The organism is Rhizobium sp. rho-13.1 (assembly GCF_007000305.1).
Classification (GTDB): domain Bacteria; phylum Pseudomonadota; class Alphaproteobacteria; order Rhizobiales; family Rhizobiaceae; genus Rhizobium; species Rhizobium rhododendri.
Window position 1 is genome coordinate 138,688 of record NZ_SCFL01000001.1, and the last position, 17,407, is coordinate 156,094.

Annotated in this window: 22 protein-coding genes; 15 read left to right on the forward strand and 7 right to left on the reverse strand. The window is 57.4% G+C overall.

Annotation, left to right across the window (positions count from 1 at the left end; genetic code table 11):
• Positions 1-3 precede the first annotated feature (3 nt).
• Genes EQW76_RS00900 through EQW76_RS00920 form a run of 5 tightly spaced genes read left to right on the forward strand, consistent with a single transcriptional unit; the run spans position 4 to position 5,787 of the window.
• Entirely contained in the window at positions 4-411 is a 408-nt protein-coding gene (locus EQW76_RS00900; protein ID WP_142822413.1) for a hypothetical protein, read from the forward strand.
• Entirely contained in the window at positions 405-2,618 is a 2,214-nt protein-coding gene (locus tag EQW76_RS00905) for a hypothetical protein (protein ID WP_244616900.1), read from the forward strand. The genes EQW76_RS00900 and EQW76_RS00905 overlap by 7 nt, the downstream gene beginning before the upstream one ends.
• A complete protein-coding gene (locus tag EQW76_RS00910) occupies positions 2,618-3,013 on the forward strand; it encodes a hypothetical protein (protein ID WP_142822416.1) in 396 nt (131 codons plus the stop codon). The genes EQW76_RS00905 and EQW76_RS00910 overlap by 1 nt, the downstream gene beginning before the upstream one ends.
• Positions 3,014-3,073: 60 nt before the next feature.
• The gene (locus tag EQW76_RS00915) at positions 3,074-4,582 is read left to right on the forward strand and encodes a hypothetical protein (RefSeq protein ID WP_142822418.1); all 1,509 of its coding nucleotides are present in this window, start codon (positions 3,074-3,076) and stop codon (positions 4,580-4,582) included.
• Between the two features lie 2 nt (positions 4,583-4,584).
• On the forward strand, positions 4,585-5,787 hold the full coding sequence (locus EQW76_RS00920) for a glycosyl hydrolase family 28-related protein (RefSeq protein ID WP_142822419.1): 1,203 nt from the start codon (positions 4,585-4,587) through the stop codon (positions 5,785-5,787).
• 6 nt (positions 5,788-5,793) lie between these two features.
• On the opposite strand, the gene EQW76_RS00925 is transcribed toward EQW76_RS00920, so the two are convergent.
• Positions 5,794-6,663, reverse strand: a complete 870-nt coding sequence (locus EQW76_RS00925; RefSeq protein WP_161991110.1) for a class I SAM-dependent methyltransferase — start codon at positions 6,661-6,663, stop codon at positions 5,794-5,796.
• Between the two features lie 99 nt (positions 6,664-6,762).
• Between EQW76_RS00925 and EQW76_RS00930 the strand changes: the two genes are divergently transcribed.
• The 6 genes from EQW76_RS00930 to EQW76_RS00955 all read left to right on the forward strand — a co-directional run bounded on the left by EQW76_RS00930 (position 6,763) and on the right by EQW76_RS00955 (position 10,171).
• Positions 6,763-7,089: a hypothetical protein gene (locus EQW76_RS00930; RefSeq protein ID WP_244616909.1), complete on the forward strand. Its 327-nt coding sequence runs from the start codon at positions 6,763-6,765 to the stop codon at positions 7,087-7,089.
• Complete coding sequence (locus EQW76_RS00935) at positions 7,064-7,714, forward strand: lysozyme (protein WP_161991111.1); 651 nt, start codon at positions 7,064-7,066, stop codon at positions 7,712-7,714. The genes EQW76_RS00930 and EQW76_RS00935 overlap by 26 nt, the downstream gene beginning before the upstream one ends.
• Positions 7,714-8,109 (forward strand): hypothetical protein, encoded by a 396-nt coding sequence (locus EQW76_RS00940; RefSeq protein WP_142822424.1) that lies wholly within the window; start codon positions 7,714-7,716, stop codon positions 8,107-8,109. Before EQW76_RS00935 ends, EQW76_RS00940 begins: the two co-directional genes overlap by 1 nt.
• A complete protein-coding gene (locus EQW76_RS00945; protein ID WP_142822426.1) occupies positions 8,091-8,414 on the forward strand; it encodes a hypothetical protein in 324 nt (107 codons plus the stop codon). The genes EQW76_RS00940 and EQW76_RS00945 overlap by 19 nt, the downstream gene beginning before the upstream one ends.
• Positions 8,415-8,511: 97 nt before the next feature.
• Complete coding sequence (locus EQW76_RS00950; protein WP_142822428.1) at positions 8,512-8,832, forward strand: hypothetical protein; 321 nt, start codon at positions 8,512-8,514, stop codon at positions 8,830-8,832.
• A 169-nt stretch (positions 8,833-9,001) separates the two neighbouring features.
• Positions 9,002-10,171, forward strand: coding sequence for a hypothetical protein (locus EQW76_RS00955; RefSeq protein WP_142822430.1), 1,170 nt, complete (start codon positions 9,002-9,004; stop codon positions 10,169-10,171).
• Between the two features lie 212 nt (positions 10,172-10,383).
• On the opposite strand, the gene EQW76_RS00960 is transcribed toward EQW76_RS00955, so the two are convergent.
• From EQW76_RS00960 to EQW76_RS00970, 3 genes are all read right to left on the reverse strand, one after another.
• The gene (locus EQW76_RS00960) at positions 10,384-10,734 is read right to left on the reverse strand and encodes a ribbon-helix-helix domain-containing protein (RefSeq protein ID WP_244616911.1); all 351 of its coding nucleotides are present in this window, start codon (positions 10,732-10,734) and stop codon (positions 10,384-10,386) included.
• A gap of 311 nt (positions 10,735-11,045) precedes the next feature.
• The gene (locus tag EQW76_RS00965) at positions 11,046-11,768 is read right to left on the reverse strand and encodes a hypothetical protein (protein ID WP_142822433.1); all 723 of its coding nucleotides are present in this window, start codon (positions 11,766-11,768) and stop codon (positions 11,046-11,048) included.
• Positions 11,769-11,816: 48 nt separating this feature from the next.
• A complete protein-coding gene (locus EQW76_RS00970) occupies positions 11,817-12,146 on the reverse strand; it encodes a hypothetical protein (RefSeq protein WP_142822434.1) in 330 nt (109 codons plus the stop codon).
• A gap of 513 nt (positions 12,147-12,659) precedes the next feature.
• On the opposite strand from EQW76_RS00970, the gene EQW76_RS00975 reads away from it, so the two are divergent.
• The gene (locus EQW76_RS00975) at positions 12,660-13,034 is read left to right on the forward strand and encodes a hypothetical protein (RefSeq protein WP_142822435.1); all 375 of its coding nucleotides are present in this window, start codon (positions 12,660-12,662) and stop codon (positions 13,032-13,034) included.
• Positions 13,018-13,362 (forward strand): hypothetical protein, encoded by a 345-nt coding sequence (locus tag EQW76_RS00980; protein ID WP_142822437.1) that lies wholly within the window; start codon positions 13,018-13,020, stop codon positions 13,360-13,362. The genes EQW76_RS00975 and EQW76_RS00980 overlap by 17 nt, the downstream gene beginning before the upstream one ends.
• Before the next feature lie 58 nt (positions 13,363-13,420).
• Here EQW76_RS00980 and EQW76_RS00985 read toward each other — a convergent pair whose 3' ends face one another.
• Positions 13,421-13,765: a DUF982 domain-containing protein gene (locus EQW76_RS00985; RefSeq protein WP_142822438.1), complete on the reverse strand. Its 345-nt coding sequence runs from the start codon at positions 13,763-13,765 to the stop codon at positions 13,421-13,423.
• A gap of 135 nt (positions 13,766-13,900) precedes the next feature.
• Between EQW76_RS00985 and EQW76_RS00990 the strand changes: the two genes are divergently transcribed.
• Together EQW76_RS00990 and EQW76_RS00995 are read left to right on the forward strand one after the other, a co-directional pair.
• Positions 13,901-14,920 carry a nucleotidyltransferase domain-containing protein gene (locus EQW76_RS00990; protein ID WP_142822440.1) on the forward strand — a complete coding sequence of 340 codons (1,020 nt, stop codon included), beginning with the start codon at positions 13,901-13,903 and terminating at the stop codon, positions 14,918-14,920.
• Positions 14,917-15,426, forward strand: a complete 510-nt coding sequence (locus EQW76_RS00995) for an HD domain-containing protein (RefSeq protein ID WP_142822442.1) — start codon at positions 14,917-14,919, stop codon at positions 15,424-15,426. The genes EQW76_RS00990 and EQW76_RS00995 overlap by 4 nt, the downstream gene beginning before the upstream one ends.
• Positions 15,427-15,898: 472 nt before the next feature.
• Here the strand turns inward: EQW76_RS00995 and EQW76_RS01000 are convergent, their stop codons facing one another.
• Positions 15,899-16,132 carry a hypothetical protein gene (locus EQW76_RS01000; RefSeq protein ID WP_142822443.1) on the reverse strand — a complete coding sequence of 78 codons (234 nt, stop codon included), beginning with the start codon at positions 16,130-16,132 and terminating at the stop codon, positions 15,899-15,901.
• 135 nt (positions 16,133-16,267) lie between these two features.
• Complete coding sequence (locus tag EQW76_RS01005) at positions 16,268-17,173, reverse strand: site-specific integrase (RefSeq protein ID WP_142822444.1); 906 nt, start codon at positions 17,171-17,173, stop codon at positions 16,268-16,270.
• Positions 17,174-17,407: the final 234 nt, after the last annotated feature.

The window sequence follows — 17,407 nt, forward strand, 5'->3', positions numbered from 1 at the left end:
TTCATGAACCTTCTGGACTTCTTGCAGCTTCCGCGCTCATTCGAGTGGGGCGGCCTGAACGGCGACGACTGCACGACGTTCTGTGCATCGTGGGTTCTCGACCAGATGGGAGTTGATCCGGCTGCTGAGTTTCGCGGCACATACTGTTCTCCGGTCGAAGCATACCGGATCATCAGGGCTTATGGCGGGATTGCCTCGCTGTTCGACCATCAGGTTGCGCCGTATGGCATCAAGCGCGTCCAGGATCCCGCCGACGGCGATATCGGCATCATTCAGTCTCCATGGCCTGTTGATGGCAAGGCAGCTTTGATCGGGGCCATACGCTTCGGTCCATTGTGGGCATCTCTCAGCCCTGGTCGCGTTGTCACTACGCCGGCCGACTTCACCGTCGCTTGGAGACTGCCATGCTGAGAGACGAACGGTTCTACCTTGTCGGGAACAGTGAGTTCGAGCAGCTGAACGCCATGACGATGCGGATGGCGCGGAACGGGACAGCTTTGTCGCCTATGCCGCGCCGCGATCCGATCTTCACGCCGCTTTTCACCAGCTTTTTCGTCAACACCCTTGGCTTCAGTGCTGCGGCCGGTGCCATCGCCGGCAGCGTGGCGACAGCCATTGTCACGACCGCCGTCACTATCGGCATCCAGGCTCTGACAGCGCAGAAGCCGCCAAAGCCAGAGGATGGCAAGGTTCCTGTAACTCAGGCCATCCCTTATCGGCAGTGGATCGTCGGTCGCGTTCGGACGGCCGGCGCCTATATGCTTTGGGAAGCTCGAGGCAAGAACCTCTATGCCGTGCAAGCCCTTGCCGGGCATCGGATCAAATCGGTGAACCGCTATTGGCTCCATGACGACGAGGTCATGATCGACGGGTCGGGGAAAACGACAAACGATGATGGCGGTCGGTACGGCAACAATGTCACGATCCTGTCACGCATTGGGCTTCCGACTGAAACCGCGTATGCGCCTATCGTGGCGGACCTTGCTTCGGCTGGCGTATGGACGAACAACCATCGTGGCGACGGTCAAGCTTCGCTCGGCATGATCGCCCAATCGGTGGCTGCCAAAAACCAGGCGACCCGCTTTCCATATGGCGTCCCGCGCCTGTCGGTCGAGGCCGATGGCGCCTATGTGTTCGACTATCGAATATCGTCGGATCCGGGCAATCCGGCGGCATGGGTCTGGTCGAGGAATGCAGCGCTTATTCTGTGCTGGCATCAGTGCTTCAATGAATTCGGTCATCATCGCAGCTTTGCCAAGGCTATCCTGCCTGTCCTGAGCATGTGGATCGAGGAGGCCAACATCTGCGACGAGGATGTTCCTCTCGCCGGTGGCGGAACAGAGAAGCGCTACGAGTGCAACGGGTTCGACACAACGGAGAATGCACCAAAGGTCGGGACGAACGCGATCCTTGGCGCCTGTGACGGCTGGCTGTGCGAGCGCGGCGACGGTGCCTTGCTGTTGACGGTCGGCAAGTTCCGCGAAGACCGTGTCGGCGTTCTCTCGGATGGCGATATCGTCGGTCATCAGATCCAGTACAATCAACTGTTCGAGGATGAGATAAACCGGCTTGTCCCGAAATTCACGTACCCGGCAACCGACTACACAACGAGCGATACCGACTTTTTCGAGGATACCGCTGCCCAGCTTGAGGCGGGCAGGGTGCTTGCCGAAGATGCTGACTATCAGTGGGTTCACCAGTGGCGCCAGGCTCGCCGTCTCGGCAGCCGGGAGTGGAAGAGGATCCAGCAGAAGATCAGGGGGTCGATCGATGTTCGACTGTCCGGCATCAACGCGGTCTATAGCCGATGGATTCGGATGAACACACCGAACCGGATGCCGCGGCTTAACGGCAAGCTGATCGAGAACCGTAAATCGACTCTATCTTTGCTTCAGGGTGGGTTTTCCATGGATATCGTCCAGCACCCGGAGAACATCGATGATTGGACGCCGGCAACTGACGAAGGGATGCAGCCGCCCGTGCCGTCAAAGCCGGGGAATGCAAACCTCGATACACCGGTCATCAACTCCGTTATTGCCTCGGCACTCAACGGATCGGTCTACCTGCAAGTCAAGATCGTTGTGTCCACTGATAACAGCCTTACCCCATCGGTTCGTTATCGGATCGCTGATACGGGCGGCGGAACACCCGGTGGCTGGGTGGAGAAGGTCAATACCGATGCATCGACATCTGGCGGCTATACAACCTTGGTCACTGACGTGGTCCCGTCTGATCAGAACTTGGAAGTTGAGGTCGCCTTTATCAGCTCGAGCGGCAAATACTCTGACTGGTCAGTCGCAACACTGATCAAGTCCACCTCGGACCCAACACCTCCTGGGACACCGGTAAACCTCGTAGCCCCGAACTCGACTACTACAGTGCCAGTCAGCGCGCGCGCCGCCAACGACAACACCCGCTATCTGGTCTTCAAGCGCGGGACGACGGCTCAATCATTCGCCTCCGCAACGTTGCTGGGGCGATTTGTGGCCTCAGGCGGCCAAGTCATATCGCTCAACGATACGCCAGGTGCTGGTACCTTCAAATACTGGTGCGGGGCTGAAAACGGGTCCGGTATCGCTTCCACAGCACAAGCCTCAGTGACAACGGTGGTGACCTGATGCCAGTAGACCAGACCGACTATCGGGTGATGACCGTAGATACGGCTGCGGCAACGGCTGTTGCGGCGGCTGCCGCTGCTGCGGCGGTGGGAGCCGCAAAAATAGCTTGGATCGCAGACGTTACGATCACTTACAGCGGGCTTCTCGCACTAAATCTTGCCCCTAGAACAAAGAGCTTCGATATCAAAGCCGCTCAACTCGGCGATCGTGTCTACGTCCACCGCGCCGCTGCACCAACTCTTGCCGGGGCAACCGTAGGCGGTGTCATGCTTGAGGGGACGGGGTTCGTTACCTCCGACGGCAAGGTCGACGTCTATCATACCATTCCCGCCGTCGGCGCTCTCCAGACCCTGACTATTCCGCTTCGTCTCATCGGCTACCGCGCGGCCTCGTAGTGCCTCACACATTATTTCATTTTGCCAGGCTCTATCGGGCCGCTTGCGCATGGAGAACTCATGGTTCAGCTTGCTGCTAATATCTGGGCCGACGGTCCAGCATCTGCGCCATATCAGCCACCCAAAAACGATATCCGGGACTGGGCCACCTGGGTTGAGGCATTTATTAATGCCATCGCGTCAAACGGAGGGCTTGTTTACACCTCTCTGACTTTGCTGAGCGCTGATCTGGCCCATGGCGCCAATTCAATGGCATGGGTCGTGGGCGACATCACGGTTGGCAACAATGGCGTCTACCAAAAGGTTGGAGCTTCCGGATCCGGTTCATGGGTCAGGGTTGCGAACCTACCTTACAGCTTCGTTGTCGCCACCGATGCCGGAGCGGGTACCGCCAATGCAATTTTGGCAAAATCCAGCCTGCCGGTATCGGGCTCGGTCCTTGTCTGGTTCACGCTTTTTGAAACGAATACGGCGACACCCGTCACGATCTCGTTCAATGGTGGTCCTTCGCTGACGGTCAAGACTAACAGCGGAAATAATCCCATCGTCGGCGGCCTCGTGGGCGGCATGACCGTTATGGGCATCGTTGTCGGAACCACCTTCCGGTTGGTTAGCGATCAATCAAGCGAAGCGATCCTTGCGGGGGCGGAAGCGGCGGCTATTGCGGCATCTGACTATGCCGACTTTGCACGCAACAACTGGGTTGTGAATGGTCCATTCGTAGGTACCGGGGTCGCCGACGATCTATACCCGCTGACTATCGACCCCGGCTCTGCCAACAATATGTTCCCGGTCGTCAGCGGTTTTACGCAAATGCTGACGATGCCATCGTATGGCCTCGCCTACGTTTCCGGGTCTCCTAAGATCCAGATAACAGTGCCGTTAGGCGTCGTCTTTGAAGTCCGCATGTCGAACGCTGTGACGATCGGTACACCATCTGACGGCACGGTGACCACTCCTAAGGTCGCAGATAAAAACATAACCTATGCCAAGGTTCAGGATATTTCGGCTTCGTCTCGGCTGCTTGGTCGAAAGTCTACAGGTTCAGGTAGTGTCGAAGAAATATCGCCGACTGAATTGCGTAAGCTCATGCCGCCCGGTTCGATCATCCAAACGGTCGTTGGTAAGAACACGAGCTATCTCACCGCTTCAACGATCATTCCTCTCGATGATACCAAGCCGCAGATCTCGGAAGGGACGCTTGGCGTGTCTGTAACGATCACGCCAACATCTGCGACAACCAAGCTCCGGTTTCGAGTTTCGGGATTTGGCGCGACGACTGGCGCAAATGCTATTAGCTGGGCCATTTTTGCCAATCCTACAGCCACACCAACAGCAAATCCTGACGCGATTGGTGCGGCAACATCTTACACCTCGGCTGGCGGCGTTGTCGTGCCGTTTAGTGGAGAAGTCCTTGATTTTGTCCCAGGCACAACTGCCTCTTGGACCATTGATCTAAGGGTGGCAGCTCAAAACGGAAGTCCTTGGTGGGTGAATGGTCAAAATGCCAACCGACTTTTTGGCGGGGCGGCAGCCCTGACTTTGGCCATCGAAGAAATACAGGTGTGACCATGGCATATTCTCCGACAATCGGCTCGCGTTTCATGTACGAGCCGTCCAGCGCATTTGTAAATGTCACTGATCTCCCGTTCAGGGTGTCTGGCGACGGGATCACTGACGATACCGCAGCGCTGCAGTCTGCATTGGACTTTGCGGGTTTGAACAAGCTAGGTCCTGTGCACCTTCCTTCGCGGCGCTACAAAATCACAAGTACCCTGCAGTACAACTATTTTGGCGTTGGGCTGATCGGAAACGGCTTTCTAAATACAGAAATCATCCAGTATAATCCTGCAGTTAGCGGCATCAACATGTGGGCGCCGCAAGGCGAGCTTGCTGGTCTTAGCCTTGAGTATGCAACGCAGGCGACAGCAGCGGAGGCCATCGGCATCAGAACAGCCGGTGGCGAAAACCGGCTAGACAATTTCCGGGTTGACAAGGCTGCAAACGCACTTCTCGCTACCGCAGGCGGTGGGCAGCGTATCTCAAATTTTACCCTGACAAACTACCAGACATCTGGTTTTTGGTGCACTGGCGTTAATGACGTGTTCGCTGATAAGTACATCATTTCTACGGGAGATGCCCAAGGATCCCTTGGCGGCGTACGCCTGACTGAATTTTGCGAAGCCATCATGATGAAAACCGGCGATGTCCTCGGCGGTCAAGTATCTCTGGCTATTGATGCCGCATCCACGGCGAACAAGCAAAAACCTCAATACAATAATTTCACTGATGTATTCTTCGACAGCTCCATACTGGGGTCGCTCATAAACAATGGCGGCGCCAACGACTTCAATGGCTGCTGGTTTAGTGGGGGGCGCTCCGGCGGCGGCGCTGATGGGCTGACAATTTCCAACAGCATCGCCACCACTTTCCGAGGAACTCGGTTCTTCAATAACGGTCGCAATGGATGTTCTTTGTTGACAGGCAGTAAACGAACGACGTTCGAAGCTTGTTTGTTTGACAGCAATTCCCAAACTGCAGCAGCAAATGTCGGCTCTGGTCTGGTCGTCTCAGCCGGCGTCAGCGACTTCAAGGTTCTTGGATGCGACTTTGGTAATGAAATGTACTCAGGTCGACAGGGCCGCGGCATCTTGATCAATAACGGCAGCTCCGACCGCTACATCATCAAGCATAATACGTTCCAGGGCCATGCCGTTGCCAACATCACAGATGGCGGCACGGGCACAAACAAGTTCGTCAGCGAGAATATCTGACGAACCTTATGCGCATCTTTGAATAACAATCCCGATTGATGTCGTTGTGTAGCCTTCAAGTTGAAGGCGCAAATGGGGATCGTGACGAAAGGGCGCGATGTCGACGTATTGGTCGACTTCTGAATCGCCTTCGACGATGGGGAAGTCGTAAACGATGTGACCAAGCGTGCGGGCCCTATCTTTGATGGCCTCGATATCGGCGCGCCGATAGAGAACTGTGTGCCCAGTCGAGATCGTTTCGACATCTGAGGAAAGGTTCAACTCAGTGGTATGGACCGCAATGCCTCCTGGCCTCAGCGTCTCAACGCTGTTGAGGATGAAATCCTCGCCTGCCTGCAAGGAGCCCAGGTGCTCAAGGCAGCATGCAGACCAGCAGAAATCGAAATCGCGCAAATCGGGGTCAATATTGTTCATGTCGCAGACTGCGAAAGAAATGCGCCTTTCGAATTCATCACGACCGATGATGCTCGGATAGTGGAGGACCTCCCGGTTCGCCGCATATTGGCCAGTCTGGTTCCAGTCTGGTGTGACGACATCTTCAGGACCGTCAGTCGCAAGTATGGTGCAGCCTTTCGAGGCAAAAAGAGCTGGAAGACGCTCGTTTCCAACACCGAAGCAAAGGCCTCGCTTGCCTTCCCTGAGAAGGCGCCTGGACTTCAGGGCGTACTCAATAAACGCCCATTCCCAAATCTTGCGGTGATACCACAAGGCGTGGTCGATCGATGCGCAAAACGCGGCGAATTCGGGCATGTCGAAATCAGATGCGTTGGGGATAGCGCTCCGCATGTAAGGGGATTGTTTGAACAGCGCTTGCTTGATGAAGTGCCTGACGGGCAGCGGCACTAGTTCGCTAACTGCGCGAATTTGATCTTTCAAGACAATACCCCCCCCACATGAAATTGGGACGGTAGTAACACGATACAATCGCGCGCGGAAGTGGCGCAAAATCTGCATCCCCAATCCAAAGGACATCCCATGCCTCCCGAGCCACAGCCCATCAAAGGGGCGGTGAAGCGCAGCTTTGCCGCGTCCCTACGCGCGTTCGGCCTGGAGCCGATCGACCATTTTGCCCACGTCTTCAAGCGGGCGATGAGCGTCAAGCTCATCCTCATCGCGGCAGCTTTCTCCGGCCTCGAGGTGGCGCTGCCATACATCGACGAGTGGATCGTCATTCCGCGCGGCCTGTTCGCGGCCGTGTCCGGCTTCACCACGATGGCGGCATGTATCGCCCGCCTGACCGTTCAATCGAAAATGACCATGCCGAAAGGGCCGGATGATGCCGATCAACAGACCAACGCCTAGAGGCAAGGCCGCCGTTGCTGCGGCCATCGTAGCTGCCGGCATCACAGGGTGGGCGGCGTTCACTGGCAGCCATCTGACGCCGGCCAAGCCGACTATGACGCCAGCGCTCATTCATCAGGCTCTCGACCAGGGTGTGACGCCTCCGGCCGTGTTCGCTGCGATCGGCGTCATCAAGAAGTGGGAAGGGCTGCGCACGGCAGCCTATCTCGACATGGTCGGTGTCCCAACGATTTGCTACGGCGAGACGCTGATCGACGGTAAGCCCGTCAAGCTCGGCATGACCAGGACCGTCGCTGCTTGTGAGACCATGCTCATCGACCGGGTCAAGCGCGACTACTACCTGCCGCTCGTCGATGGCGTGAAGGACTTCGTCAAGGCACCTGACAGCGTCCAGGGCGCGATGATCTCCCTCGGCTACAATATTGGAGCTGCCGGCGCTCGAACCTCGTCGTCGGCCAAGGATATCAGCCGCTATGACTACAAGGCGGCTTGCGAGGACCTGTCGAAGTGGAACAGGGCAGGCGGGCGCGCCGTCCAAGGGCTGACTAATCGCCGGGGCATGGGCGATCCCGGCCGGGTAGGCGAGGGCGAGTTGTGCGTGTCTGGCCTGGCCGGGGTGCAGTGATGTTCGCAAATCTCTCCGACATCATCAAAATCCCTGCCGCGATCCTTGCCGGCATGATCATCGCCGCCGTCTTACTGATCTTCTTCTACGAGGGGCTCAGTCTCCCGCTGGTCGGCCAAGTCATTGACGGCCGGGTTGCCAGCGAGGTCAAGACAGCCACCGGCACCATGGTAACCAAGTTCGAGCGGGATGCACTCCAAGCCCAGGTCGACAAGGAGAAGGCCGACCGCCTGGCTGCCGAACAAGCGGCGACCGAAGCGAAGAAGCGGGCGGAAGCGACAGAGGCAGCCAGGCTGCAAGCCGACGCCCGGATCAAGCAGCTGCAGGCGGCGGCCAAAGCCGACAACATGCAGGGCTGGAGCCCAGAGGAGCTACAATGGTTAGAAAAGCACTGATCCTTTTGCCTGTGGTTCTGCTGCTGACCAGCGCCAAGGGCTGCCAGACACTGGAGCAGCGTGCCTCAGCCGCTGCTGTGGTCCAAGGACAGGCGAACGCCGCCTCTCCGTTGCCTGAGAAGCTTGACGGCTCATGCACGGTACACATGGACCGGGTGAAGCCGTCAGCAGACGAACCGCGTGTCGTGACGCTCAAGCGATGGGACGTCGTCGCCGACAATCGCGACCGGCAGTCAGACGACTGCTCTGCATGGTGGGCCGATTACTATGCTCGGCAGACCAATTCCACCAACACTTTGAAATGATCTGCCTCCTCGGCTTCGCGGTCACCACGACTGCTTTCATCTGCCTGCTCGCCGCCGAGTGGGTCTCGATCCTGACACCTTAAATCTGGAGACCATCATGTCCCTTACCGGAATGCACATCGTATGCGCGCCTACAGCTTCGACCGACAGTGGTGGCGTATTGCCGTTGATCACCGGCTTCTTCGGGAAGACGATGACGGCCGCAGCCATCGTCGGCCAGGTTCCCGGCGCCGCCAAGGCTCTGCTTCGGGCTCACAGCAGCGTCCAGGGCTTCATTGCCGTCTCAAAGGTGTCCGGCGCCGACGCGCTCGCGAAGGCCCAGGACGCGAATGCTGTCCGATGGATCGTGGAAGCAGATAGCCAAGACCATGACTACTACGTCGAGGCGGGCAACTACGTTGCATGGGCGCCGGCATGAGCGCGCTTTCTGCTCTGCGGCTTCGTCCGTCTCTGGGGGCGTTGACGCTACCCCGTCCGTCTCAGGGTGGGGGGGTGCCTCAACCCGACCCCGGCTTCGTTCTGCTCGTCGATGACGACGGAGCATACCTCGTAGACAGCGACGGTGCATACCTTCAGGAGGCCGCATAATGGCAAACCGCAATATCAAGCAGAGCAACTTCGCCCGTGGTGCCCTGCGAGGCCTTCCGGGTCCGTACTACAATCTGAAGCCATCAAACCCGCTGGTTTTCAAACTGAAGTCGTCCATGCATCGCACGGACCAAAACATCAACCTTCCGTGCTGGGGGCCTAGCACCACGCGTGGCCAGCAGACAGGCGGCGGGACCGCTCAAGCCGTGACAGCATGGCCGATGCAACTGGCTCGCATTCTTCGCAGCATGGGCATCCAGGCGGGCGCAAACAACATTTTTGCGGATGGCGGATCATGGGGGCTGTCGAACGCGGCAATCGCCAATTTCCTTTCTGGCGATGCTCGAGTGACAGTGAGTGGTGGTACGAATTTCGGCGCCCTGAAAACCATCGGCGGGAATGCCTTTCAATTTCCAACCGTTGCCAGCGCCCTGAATTTTACTCCGCAGGACAGTGTCACACGCTTTGACATCTTCTCCTTGGACGGCACGGTTGGACGCAATTACAGCTGGGCAATCGACGGTGGCTCTGCGACAACAATCAATTCGTCCACCACGTCTCAGGTGCTCAAGACCACGACAAGCGCTGTTGCGCTGGGCGCTCATACCCTCAATACCGCATGGGTCGCTGGTGGCGTGACGATGATTGGCTTCAATGCCTATGACGACACGGCGGGCAGGCGAGAAATCAGCCTTTTGAACTGGGGTATCTCCGGCGCTGTTTCCTCGCAGTTGATCGACGATACCGGCGGCGTAGCGGGGCGGCTGGCGATGCTATCAACCATCGGCGCTCCTGCAGCATTCATGGACGACTGGCAAATCAATGATTGGCGCTCGACGGGACCGATTACAGTGGCGCAGTCGCAGGCCAACATGACGACAGGTGCACAGGCCTGCATCTCCCGTGGCGTGCTGCCTATCCTGATCGTGCCGCCCTATGACGGAAGCGTTGCGGGAAGTTCTGCCGCTCAAGAGGCTTATGCTGCCATGACATACGATGTGGCAGATTTCGTGGATTGCCCGGTGATCGACTGTCGTGTCAGTGAGGTTTCTTACGCTGCTGCCCTTGCTGCCGGTGTTCTGAGCGATAGCGTCCATAAGACCACGCTCGGCTATTCCATGAAGGCAGCAACCATCGCTGAATTCATCCGGGCGGTACGGGCGCTCTAACCCATCAACGCGCTTTTTGTTTGAGTGCGGGCGTGGTAGGAAATACGTGTTGACCGGTTCAATTCCGGGTCGCTGACCGAGGCATGGTTGATCGAAAAACTGGGTTCAAGTCCCGGCCTATTTATCTAGGTGCAATATCCCTAATGGTAGGGGGATGGTCTGACAGCCGGGAAAGACCGGCACCCATCACCCTAAACACTTCAGTGGGCCGTTTATGCCTTCGGCAGGATCTGAGCGACAAGGGCGGACACGGCCCTGTTGGGCAACGTGCTGAAGCCGAGCAGGGCGTGCAGGAACTCAATCGGGTCATCGTAGCCCAGGCCAGTCATCAACTTGTCGAGGCTTCCATCTTTCTGGATCCTGTCCAAAAGCAGGGATCGGCCTGATGGCGTCAGCCTCGGCTCGTGACGGCCGGCATACTCGAGGAAGGGCGGGCTAGGCTTATCGTCGCCAGGCGCGATCTGGTCGAGCTGCTGCCTTATGGCCTCGCGAATGAACTTCGATCGACCCTTCTCTCCGACAAGCGCGTCAATGCGCTCCACGTCGGCGGGGAGTAATTTCAAATGCGTTCGAACCATATTCAGCGAAGGTCTACCCATTCCGTCATGATGGGGCATGGATGATTAATAACTATCCCACCGGTCCCATGCCTCGTCACATTTGGCTCTGGTAGACCAAATAGAAAGTCAAAAACCACGCCAACGCTGTCGCAATTCCCAGCAGGACTAGCCACGATCTCAAATTGTCACTCCGCACCTTTTGACTTTGAGGATGCGGATACGATCCCGATCGGAAAATAGTTTCAGTACACAGGGGAAATTGCCCAGGTGAACTCATCCTAACCACCTCCGGAAGGGAAATGCCCGAACTCGGATCAGTATCGTGTAGTGATCTCATCGAGTTCGTGCCGAAGCTGCTGCAGCTCCATACGTGTGGGGTATAGCAGGTAGGCAATCTGGAGAACGCAGATCGCCACCTGCGCCGTCGTCTTCAAAGCGAAGTCGAGGGGCACGCCATCGTCGTGCAGGTAAATCGACAGAATATGGGTCTCACCAGGCTCCTTCCGGAGCTTGGTGCTCATCGAAAAGCCTTGCTTATTCGGATGGGCTCCAAAGTCGATCAGGCGCTCATACAAGGTCTCGAAGTGACCGCCGATCTTGGCGTCGGCCTTCTTGATGGAGCGGCGGATAGCGCCCGAGGTGAATTCTTCACGGACCGCCTTTTTGGATTTCTCATCGTCGTTGCGTTTCATCCATCGTGTCCAGCGCAGTTGGTCGCCACCGATGAAAAAGCCATACGACGCATGCTCAAGGCTCAATCGTAATAGTACTTGAGCTTCGTAAAGCTGACCACCCATCACCAAACTCACTGCGGCCCTGAAGGCCGCGTGGGCGCGCAGCAAGAATGTCATCGGCATCTGCGGATCGGGGTCGCGGGCACCGTTCAGCAACTTCTCAAAGAGATTGTCGAGCGCGATGAGGTCAGCGACCTCCTTCCGCTTGTTATGAAACGTCGCGAACTGGTTGCCGCGGAACTCTTCGAGATACGCGGACAGTCGGTCCTTGCCCCATCCAGGTGGCGCGGGGTTTGTCGTCATGGGAGCCTCCGTAATGCTGTCCATCGCCCGAGTCACGTCTGGGGAGGATTAAAAGGCCAGCTTCGAGATGATTTTCAGCGGTGTCTCGGCTAAAATCTCTCGGCAAACATGTCCACTCCCATCTGGAGGCAAATGCTCGCCGCGCCAGTATCGGCGGGCCCAGTCAAGCGTCAGACTGCCGTCGTGAACGTTGTTTCGCCAATCGGTTGAATGCTGGACGGACTGGGGCTTGATCAGTTCTACCTCATACAAAAGCATTGCTGAACGCATAAGGTCGGTACCGCGGTAAAAGCGGGCTTCGCCAATGGCGTCAAAGAAATAGCTCGAGGTCAGTCTTGATGGCCGATCGGGAAATTCGTTTGCACGAACATCCTCCATGATCGCCTCGATCGAGGATCTAGCATGATTGGCTCCTAAATGCCGGACGATGCGGCCCCAATTCCCGGGTTCAATGATGGACCCAGGGGCTAGTCCGGTGCTGCTCAGGTGAAAATATCGCAACGCGAGCCTCGTTCGTATGGATCCAAGATATCCTGATGCAGTCCAAGTAGTGCCGCCTGCCAAACGATGCAATCTTGCATGCCACTGTTTCTATCCCTGCCGAGCAAAGTCTTCCGGCCGGCGTTATATCCATGTTCCGCCGGCCGAGGCCGTAGCCTGCGCCGCGACCCCGAAGCCGTGATCGGCGCACCCGACAGAATGCCCTGTGGATCGGTGCCGCGCTATCCGTACATTGTCGTAGATTTTGCCTCGTCACCCACCCGGTGGCGGGGTTTTTCGTATCGGAAACAAAGGAACCCAGATGAAATGAGCAACCCTCCCTCTTACACAGGACCAGCGATGTGGATCTCGATCCAACACCGGTTTGGGCCTCGCATGATGGAATGGTTCATGGCAGGGCATATGATCCTGTTCGGCTACGTCATCCTTCTCCCGTCGGAGACGTTCAATCAGCCGGCCTTCCACTCGTTCCGTGACCTTGTGCCCTCCGAAAACTTCATGGGATGGGGCATGCTGTTGGTGGGATGCCTGCGCATCGTAGGCCTCGTCATCAACGGCGCTAGAAAAACTGTTACTCCACAGATCAGGCAGGTCTCTGCGGCTATCGGCTGCATCATCTGGTCTGGAATTTCATATGGCTTCGCATCCTCTGACGTCGTCAGCACGTGGATCGCCATTTACCCGCTCTTCGCGATTGGCGAGCTGGTGAACATCAACCGCGCTGCTCGAGATCAAGGGGAAGCTCGCAATGGACCAACTGGCTAACCTGCCTCCGCTTGCAATCGTCGTCTTCGGCGCGACATTGGCATTGATCTTTGGCGTCCGCTACATGGGCCTTCTATCAGGTGCCGGCGCGCCATCCGAGAAGAGCCAGTCAACGGCTCAGGTTGCAGCTGTTATCGTCGACCCGAGCGCGCTCAATAAGCTCTCGGCGGCCGGCGAAGCGCTCAACATGACGATAATGGAGAGCAACCAGATCGCGAAAGAAAAAACCCGGGTTGAGAAGCAGCTTGCGGAAGAGTTGGACAATATCCGCGAGGAGCTCAGGATCCAGCGCGAGATCAGCCGTCGAGAAAGAGATCGCGACCGCTGATCGCTTCCAATCAATCGGTCGCCCGGCCGTCGCCTAGTGGGCCGGCCCGGGTAGGTGATCACTTCCAGGTCGGCTTTTTGGGATAGAACCTCATACCAATCTTCTTGGCGCCCGGGGCGGGAAGAACAAGCAACATCTGCTTTGGTACGGGGCCGGAGTAGACTTCGGCCTCAGCTGCGGCCTCGACAAACATCTCCCGCGCTCTGTCGGGCGGTGCCTTACCCTTCAATACAGTACCGCAAAGCTTGACTGCGGACTTGTAGCGCTGCCCGTCACGGCCGGGCCATCGGTCCTCAAGGAGGTTCAGCGCCTGTCGTGTCGATGTCACGACCATATAATTGCCAAGCTCCCCCAACTCCACATAGACGCCTTCTGACCAGATCTTGTCTTCTCTCAAAGCCATTACGCCGCCCTCACACTCGATACGAATGCGACTCAATTGTCGGCAGACTGATTCGTTCCAGCCTCAGAAGGGATTCACTTTGTGCCCCGGAGGCGCTAAACCCGTTCATCTCAAATTTCCTATCGAGACCGGGCCATGCAGCGAACAATCATGCGGATCAAATTCGGGTCGCACCTCTACGGCACTTCGACGCCAGAATCCGACCTGGATTTCAAAAGCGTCTTCGTTCCAGCCGCAGACACGATCCTACTTCAAAAGGCGCCGAAAACGCTGAATAACCACCGGCCCAAGGGCATCGGTGAGAAGAACAGTGCCGGCGAGATCGATGAAGAGCAGTTCAGCGTGCAGCGGTTCCTTGGACTGGCCGCAGAAGGTCAAACCGTTGCCCTAGACGTCCTGTTCGCCCCGGAAACCGCCATGGTCGAAGAGCCGGCATGGGAATGGCGTGAGATCGCGGCGAACCGTCAGAAGCTACTGACGCGCAAGTCGGCGGCATTTATCGGTTACGCCCGTTTCCAGGCGAACAAGTATGGCATCAAGGGTTCCCGCGTCGCTGCGGCCCGGAACGCCCTTGCTCTGCTTGACGCCGGGATGGACACACACGGCTCGACCGCCAAACTGCATATGATTGCCGATGGTATCGCCGCGACCATCGAGGCCAACGACCATATGGGGATGCTGGAGGACACCACGCCTCACGGCCAAAGGGTATCGCTTTGGGAAGTCTGCGATCGGAAGATGCCCTTTACTGCCTCGATCAAGAACGCTCGCGACATAATGGCCCGCGTCGTCGACGAGTATGGCCGGCGCGCGTTGATGGCTGAGACCCAGCAGGGCGTAGACTGGAAAGCGCTTTCACACGCGGTTCGCGTCGGCGAGCAGGCGATCGAGCTGCTGTCGACGGGCAACGTCACTTTCCCCCTGCCAGACGCGGCACACATCCTTGATATCAAGCAGGGTCGACTTCCTTATCAGGACGTTGCCTCTGAGATCGAGGATCTGCTCGAGAGGGTCGAGGCGGCCGCGACGAGCTCGACCTTGCCGGACGAGCCGGACTACGAATGGATTAATTCTTTCGTTGAGCATGTCCATCGCGAGGCCGTGCGATCCGCCCATTTCTTGCCATACCGGGCCAGCGTTAAGGAGTTTTCGTGACACCGTCCGACCTTGAAAAGCACGCCCTTCGGTTCGCGACCGCCGCACATGGCGAGCAAAAGCGGAAATACACCGGCGAGCCCTATATCGTGCATCCGGTGGCCGTGGCTGAAATCGTACGTGGCATTCCTCACACCCCGGAGATGATCGCGGCGGCACTCCTTCACGACGTGGTGGAAGACACTCCGGTCACGCTCCTAGAAATCAAAGAGAAATTTGGGTCCAAGGTTGCTCAACTCGTAGCCTGGTTGACTGACGTGTCGACGCCGTTTCACGGAAACCGGCTGGCTCGCAAGGAACTGGACCGGCAGCACATCGCCTTGGCGCCACCCGAGGCGAAGAGCATTAAGCTCGCGGATCTCATCCACAATTCGATATCAATAAGAGCCGATGACCCACACTTCTGGAAGGTCTTTCGGGCGGAAAAGCTGCGGATCCTCGATGTCCTAGGGGAAGGCGATGCCACTCTCATGGCACAGGCGAAAGCCTTGGCTTCCGCCGAGTAAGGGATTCATCGAGACTTCAGGCGGTAGTCGATGTCTCGATGCTCGTAGCATCTCCACTCTATGGTGCGGCCGGCTCGCTCGTAACCAAATGGGCCTTGCTTCCCGCAAGCCGGATATGCGCACTGATGGTCCTGTGGGCCTTCGTACCTCGGTGTGCGTTCGGCGTCGATCATTGCTTCAATCCGTTGTGGCGTAACAAGCGATCGTAATAGTCTTCCGCCGATGCCGCAGCTCGTCGAGCCGACGGCTCATATCCTTGATGAGGCAGCAGCCTTTGCTGCACTCTTGGGCCATGACCAGACCACTGCCAGGTGTTTTTCTTTAGCCCCATGGGCTCGAAACGGATCCGTCCGACCGGCACGTCTCCATCCCACCCCATGAAATCTGTTTTCCAGCTATCTGCGTCACCAGGGTCCGACCAGGTAATCTTCCATCGGTACCTGAGCTGCGGGTCATCAGGCACTACCGATCGTCACGCAGCGATATCGCCGATCTCGCCGTGACGTGCGAGTAGGCGAGGCGAGCTCATGTCGCCAGTTTCCTCGTCGACCATCACAGCATAGGCTGCGACGCCGATGAACCGATCAGCCATCGCGCCGGCAATCTTCTCGGCACTGACGGTGTTCGATGCCTGTCGCATCTCGCCGGGCACTAGGTTGCCGCGGTTCTTCTTGTATGGAATGATGATGAACTTCTCGGCGGCCATGTGAGGATCCTTTCACGCATGTTCCTCAAATGTTCTCTTTGTCATCGAGAGTCAAGAGGTGGGATTATAGGCGAAAAGCGAGGCCTTATCCTAAGGGAGATGAAAGCCCGGGGAGGTTGCTCGGGCTAATCTCAGTCAAACGTCTTTGTCGAAAGTGATCTCGTTGAACCTGTCGGCGGTCATTCGTCCGGCATTGCGCCTCGGCGTGACATAGACGCCGAGAAAAATCGCCGAGCTCTTCCATCCGCCAGCAGCCATGGCCGTGGGGATATCTAGCCCCATGTCGATTGCTGTCGTGGCGAAGGTATGCCGACCACAGGCGTGGCTCGACTTGTAGGTGATCCCAGCCCGGCTGCAGACCGCCTCAATCCTCTCATTGACCGAGTAGCGGCATTTGAAAGTAAAGACCCTGGCCGGATTTCTGTTGCTCCTGGCTTGCCGCAGGACATGCAGCCTGTTGACCAGTTCATCCGTGAGATGACGTGTCGAGTTTCTCTCGGTCTTCGTCTTGAGGAGCAATGCTGTCCGGCTCTGCAGGTCTACCTCCGACCATTCCAGTGCCACCGCCTCGGACACACGGGCGCCGGTGTGAGCCATGAACAAGACCAGAGCGGCGACATGCGGCAGCCGGCTCCTGTCGCACTCCCTGACGAAAAGCTGTAGCCAGACCGGAGGGGCGGGGAGCTTCCGCTTGGGAGCGTCTTCCTTGAAATTCTTGATCCGGATGTAATTGCACCAGCCTCGCTCATTGGCATGGTTGATGACGGCCCGAACCGGGGTGAGCACCTGCCGGTTCTTCGTGGCGTTGGTCACGCCCGGGAAAAGCGCCTTGGCCATCTCCTTGATATCGAATGGAACGATGGAATCAATTGGCTGGTCGGCGAGGTATTCCACGATCCTATCGAGATATCGGTGGCTACCGCCGTGACCGAGGTAGCTTGCCGCGGCGTCGGCAAAGGTTTTGGCCAGGCGCTTTTGGGTGGGGATTGGGTCATCGTTGTTGATGACGTAACGAATATTCGCTAGTCCTTGGGCAGCCATGTGACACCTCCTAAGTGTTGGCTTGGTTAGGACCCTCTGGCAGCCTGCAAGCCGCTGGTGGGTCCGCCTAACCTAGGCGCCCTCTGCAATCTCCGATAGTTTGATAATCTATTAGTTGTAGTCGCGGTTAACGCGCTTGTTCCTTCATGGAAGGAGCATGGCGAGGGCGGGTAAAAACGTCCCTGGCGACCTCAAAATGTTTTGCAAATCTCGCTTTGTTCCATCGATTTCGGT

Excerpts from the sequence above, each read along its gene's own strand:
- EQW76_RS00965 (WP_142822433.1), bottom strand. The coding sequence starts at position 11,768 with ATGACGACAAACCCCGCGCCACCTGGATGGGGCAAGGACCGACTGTCC.
- EQW76_RS00955 (WP_142822430.1), top strand. The coding sequence starts at position 9,002 with ATGGCAAACCGCAATATCAAGCAGAGCAACTTCGCCCGTGGTGCCCTG.
- EQW76_RS00985 (WP_142822438.1), bottom strand. The coding sequence starts at position 13,765 with ATGGCTTTGAGAGAAGACAAGATCTGGTCAGAAGGCGTCTATGTGGAG.
- EQW76_RS00940 (WP_142822424.1), top strand. The coding sequence starts at position 7,714 with ATGTTCGCAAATCTCTCCGACATCATCAAAATCCCTGCCGCGATCCTT.
- EQW76_RS00935 (WP_161991111.1), top strand. The coding sequence starts at position 7,064 with ATGCCGATCAACAGACCAACGCCTAGAGGCAAGGCCGCCGTTGCTGCG.
- EQW76_RS01000 (WP_142822443.1), bottom strand. The coding sequence starts at position 16,132 with ATGGCCGCCGAGAAGTTCATCATCATTCCATACAAGAAGAACCGCGGC.
- EQW76_RS00930 (WP_244616909.1), top strand. The coding sequence starts at position 6,763 with ATGCCTCCCGAGCCACAGCCCATCAAAGGGGCGGTGAAGCGCAGCTTT.
- EQW76_RS00990 (WP_142822440.1), top strand. The coding sequence starts at position 13,901 with ATGCAGCGAACAATCATGCGGATCAAATTCGGGTCGCACCTCTACGGC.
- EQW76_RS00905 (WP_244616900.1), top strand. The coding sequence starts at position 405 with ATGCTGAGAGACGAACGGTTCTACCTTGTCGGGAACAGTGAGTTCGAG.
- EQW76_RS00900 (WP_142822413.1), top strand. The coding sequence starts at position 4 with ATGAACCTTCTGGACTTCTTGCAGCTTCCGCGCTCATTCGAGTGGGGC.
- EQW76_RS00910 (WP_142822416.1), top strand. The coding sequence starts at position 2,618 with ATGCCAGTAGACCAGACCGACTATCGGGTGATGACCGTAGATACGGCT.
- EQW76_RS00945 (WP_142822426.1), top strand. The coding sequence starts at position 8,091 with ATGGTTAGAAAAGCACTGATCCTTTTGCCTGTGGTTCTGCTGCTGACC.
- EQW76_RS00915 (WP_142822418.1), top strand. The coding sequence starts at position 3,074 with ATGGTTCAGCTTGCTGCTAATATCTGGGCCGACGGTCCAGCATCTGCG.
- EQW76_RS00920 (WP_142822419.1), top strand. The coding sequence starts at position 4,585 with ATGGCATATTCTCCGACAATCGGCTCGCGTTTCATGTACGAGCCGTCC.
- EQW76_RS00950 (WP_142822428.1), top strand. The coding sequence starts at position 8,512 with ATGTCCCTTACCGGAATGCACATCGTATGCGCGCCTACAGCTTCGACC.
- EQW76_RS00980 (WP_142822437.1), top strand. The coding sequence starts at position 13,018 with ATGGACCAACTGGCTAACCTGCCTCCGCTTGCAATCGTCGTCTTCGGC.
- EQW76_RS00975 (WP_142822435.1), top strand. The coding sequence starts at position 12,660 with ATGGCAGGGCATATGATCCTGTTCGGCTACGTCATCCTTCTCCCGTCG.
- EQW76_RS00970 (WP_142822434.1), bottom strand. The coding sequence starts at position 12,146 with ATGGAGGATGTTCGTGCAAACGAATTTCCCGATCGGCCATCAAGACTG.
- EQW76_RS01005 (WP_142822444.1), bottom strand. The coding sequence starts at position 17,173 with ATGGCTGCCCAAGGACTAGCGAATATTCGTTACGTCATCAACAACGAT.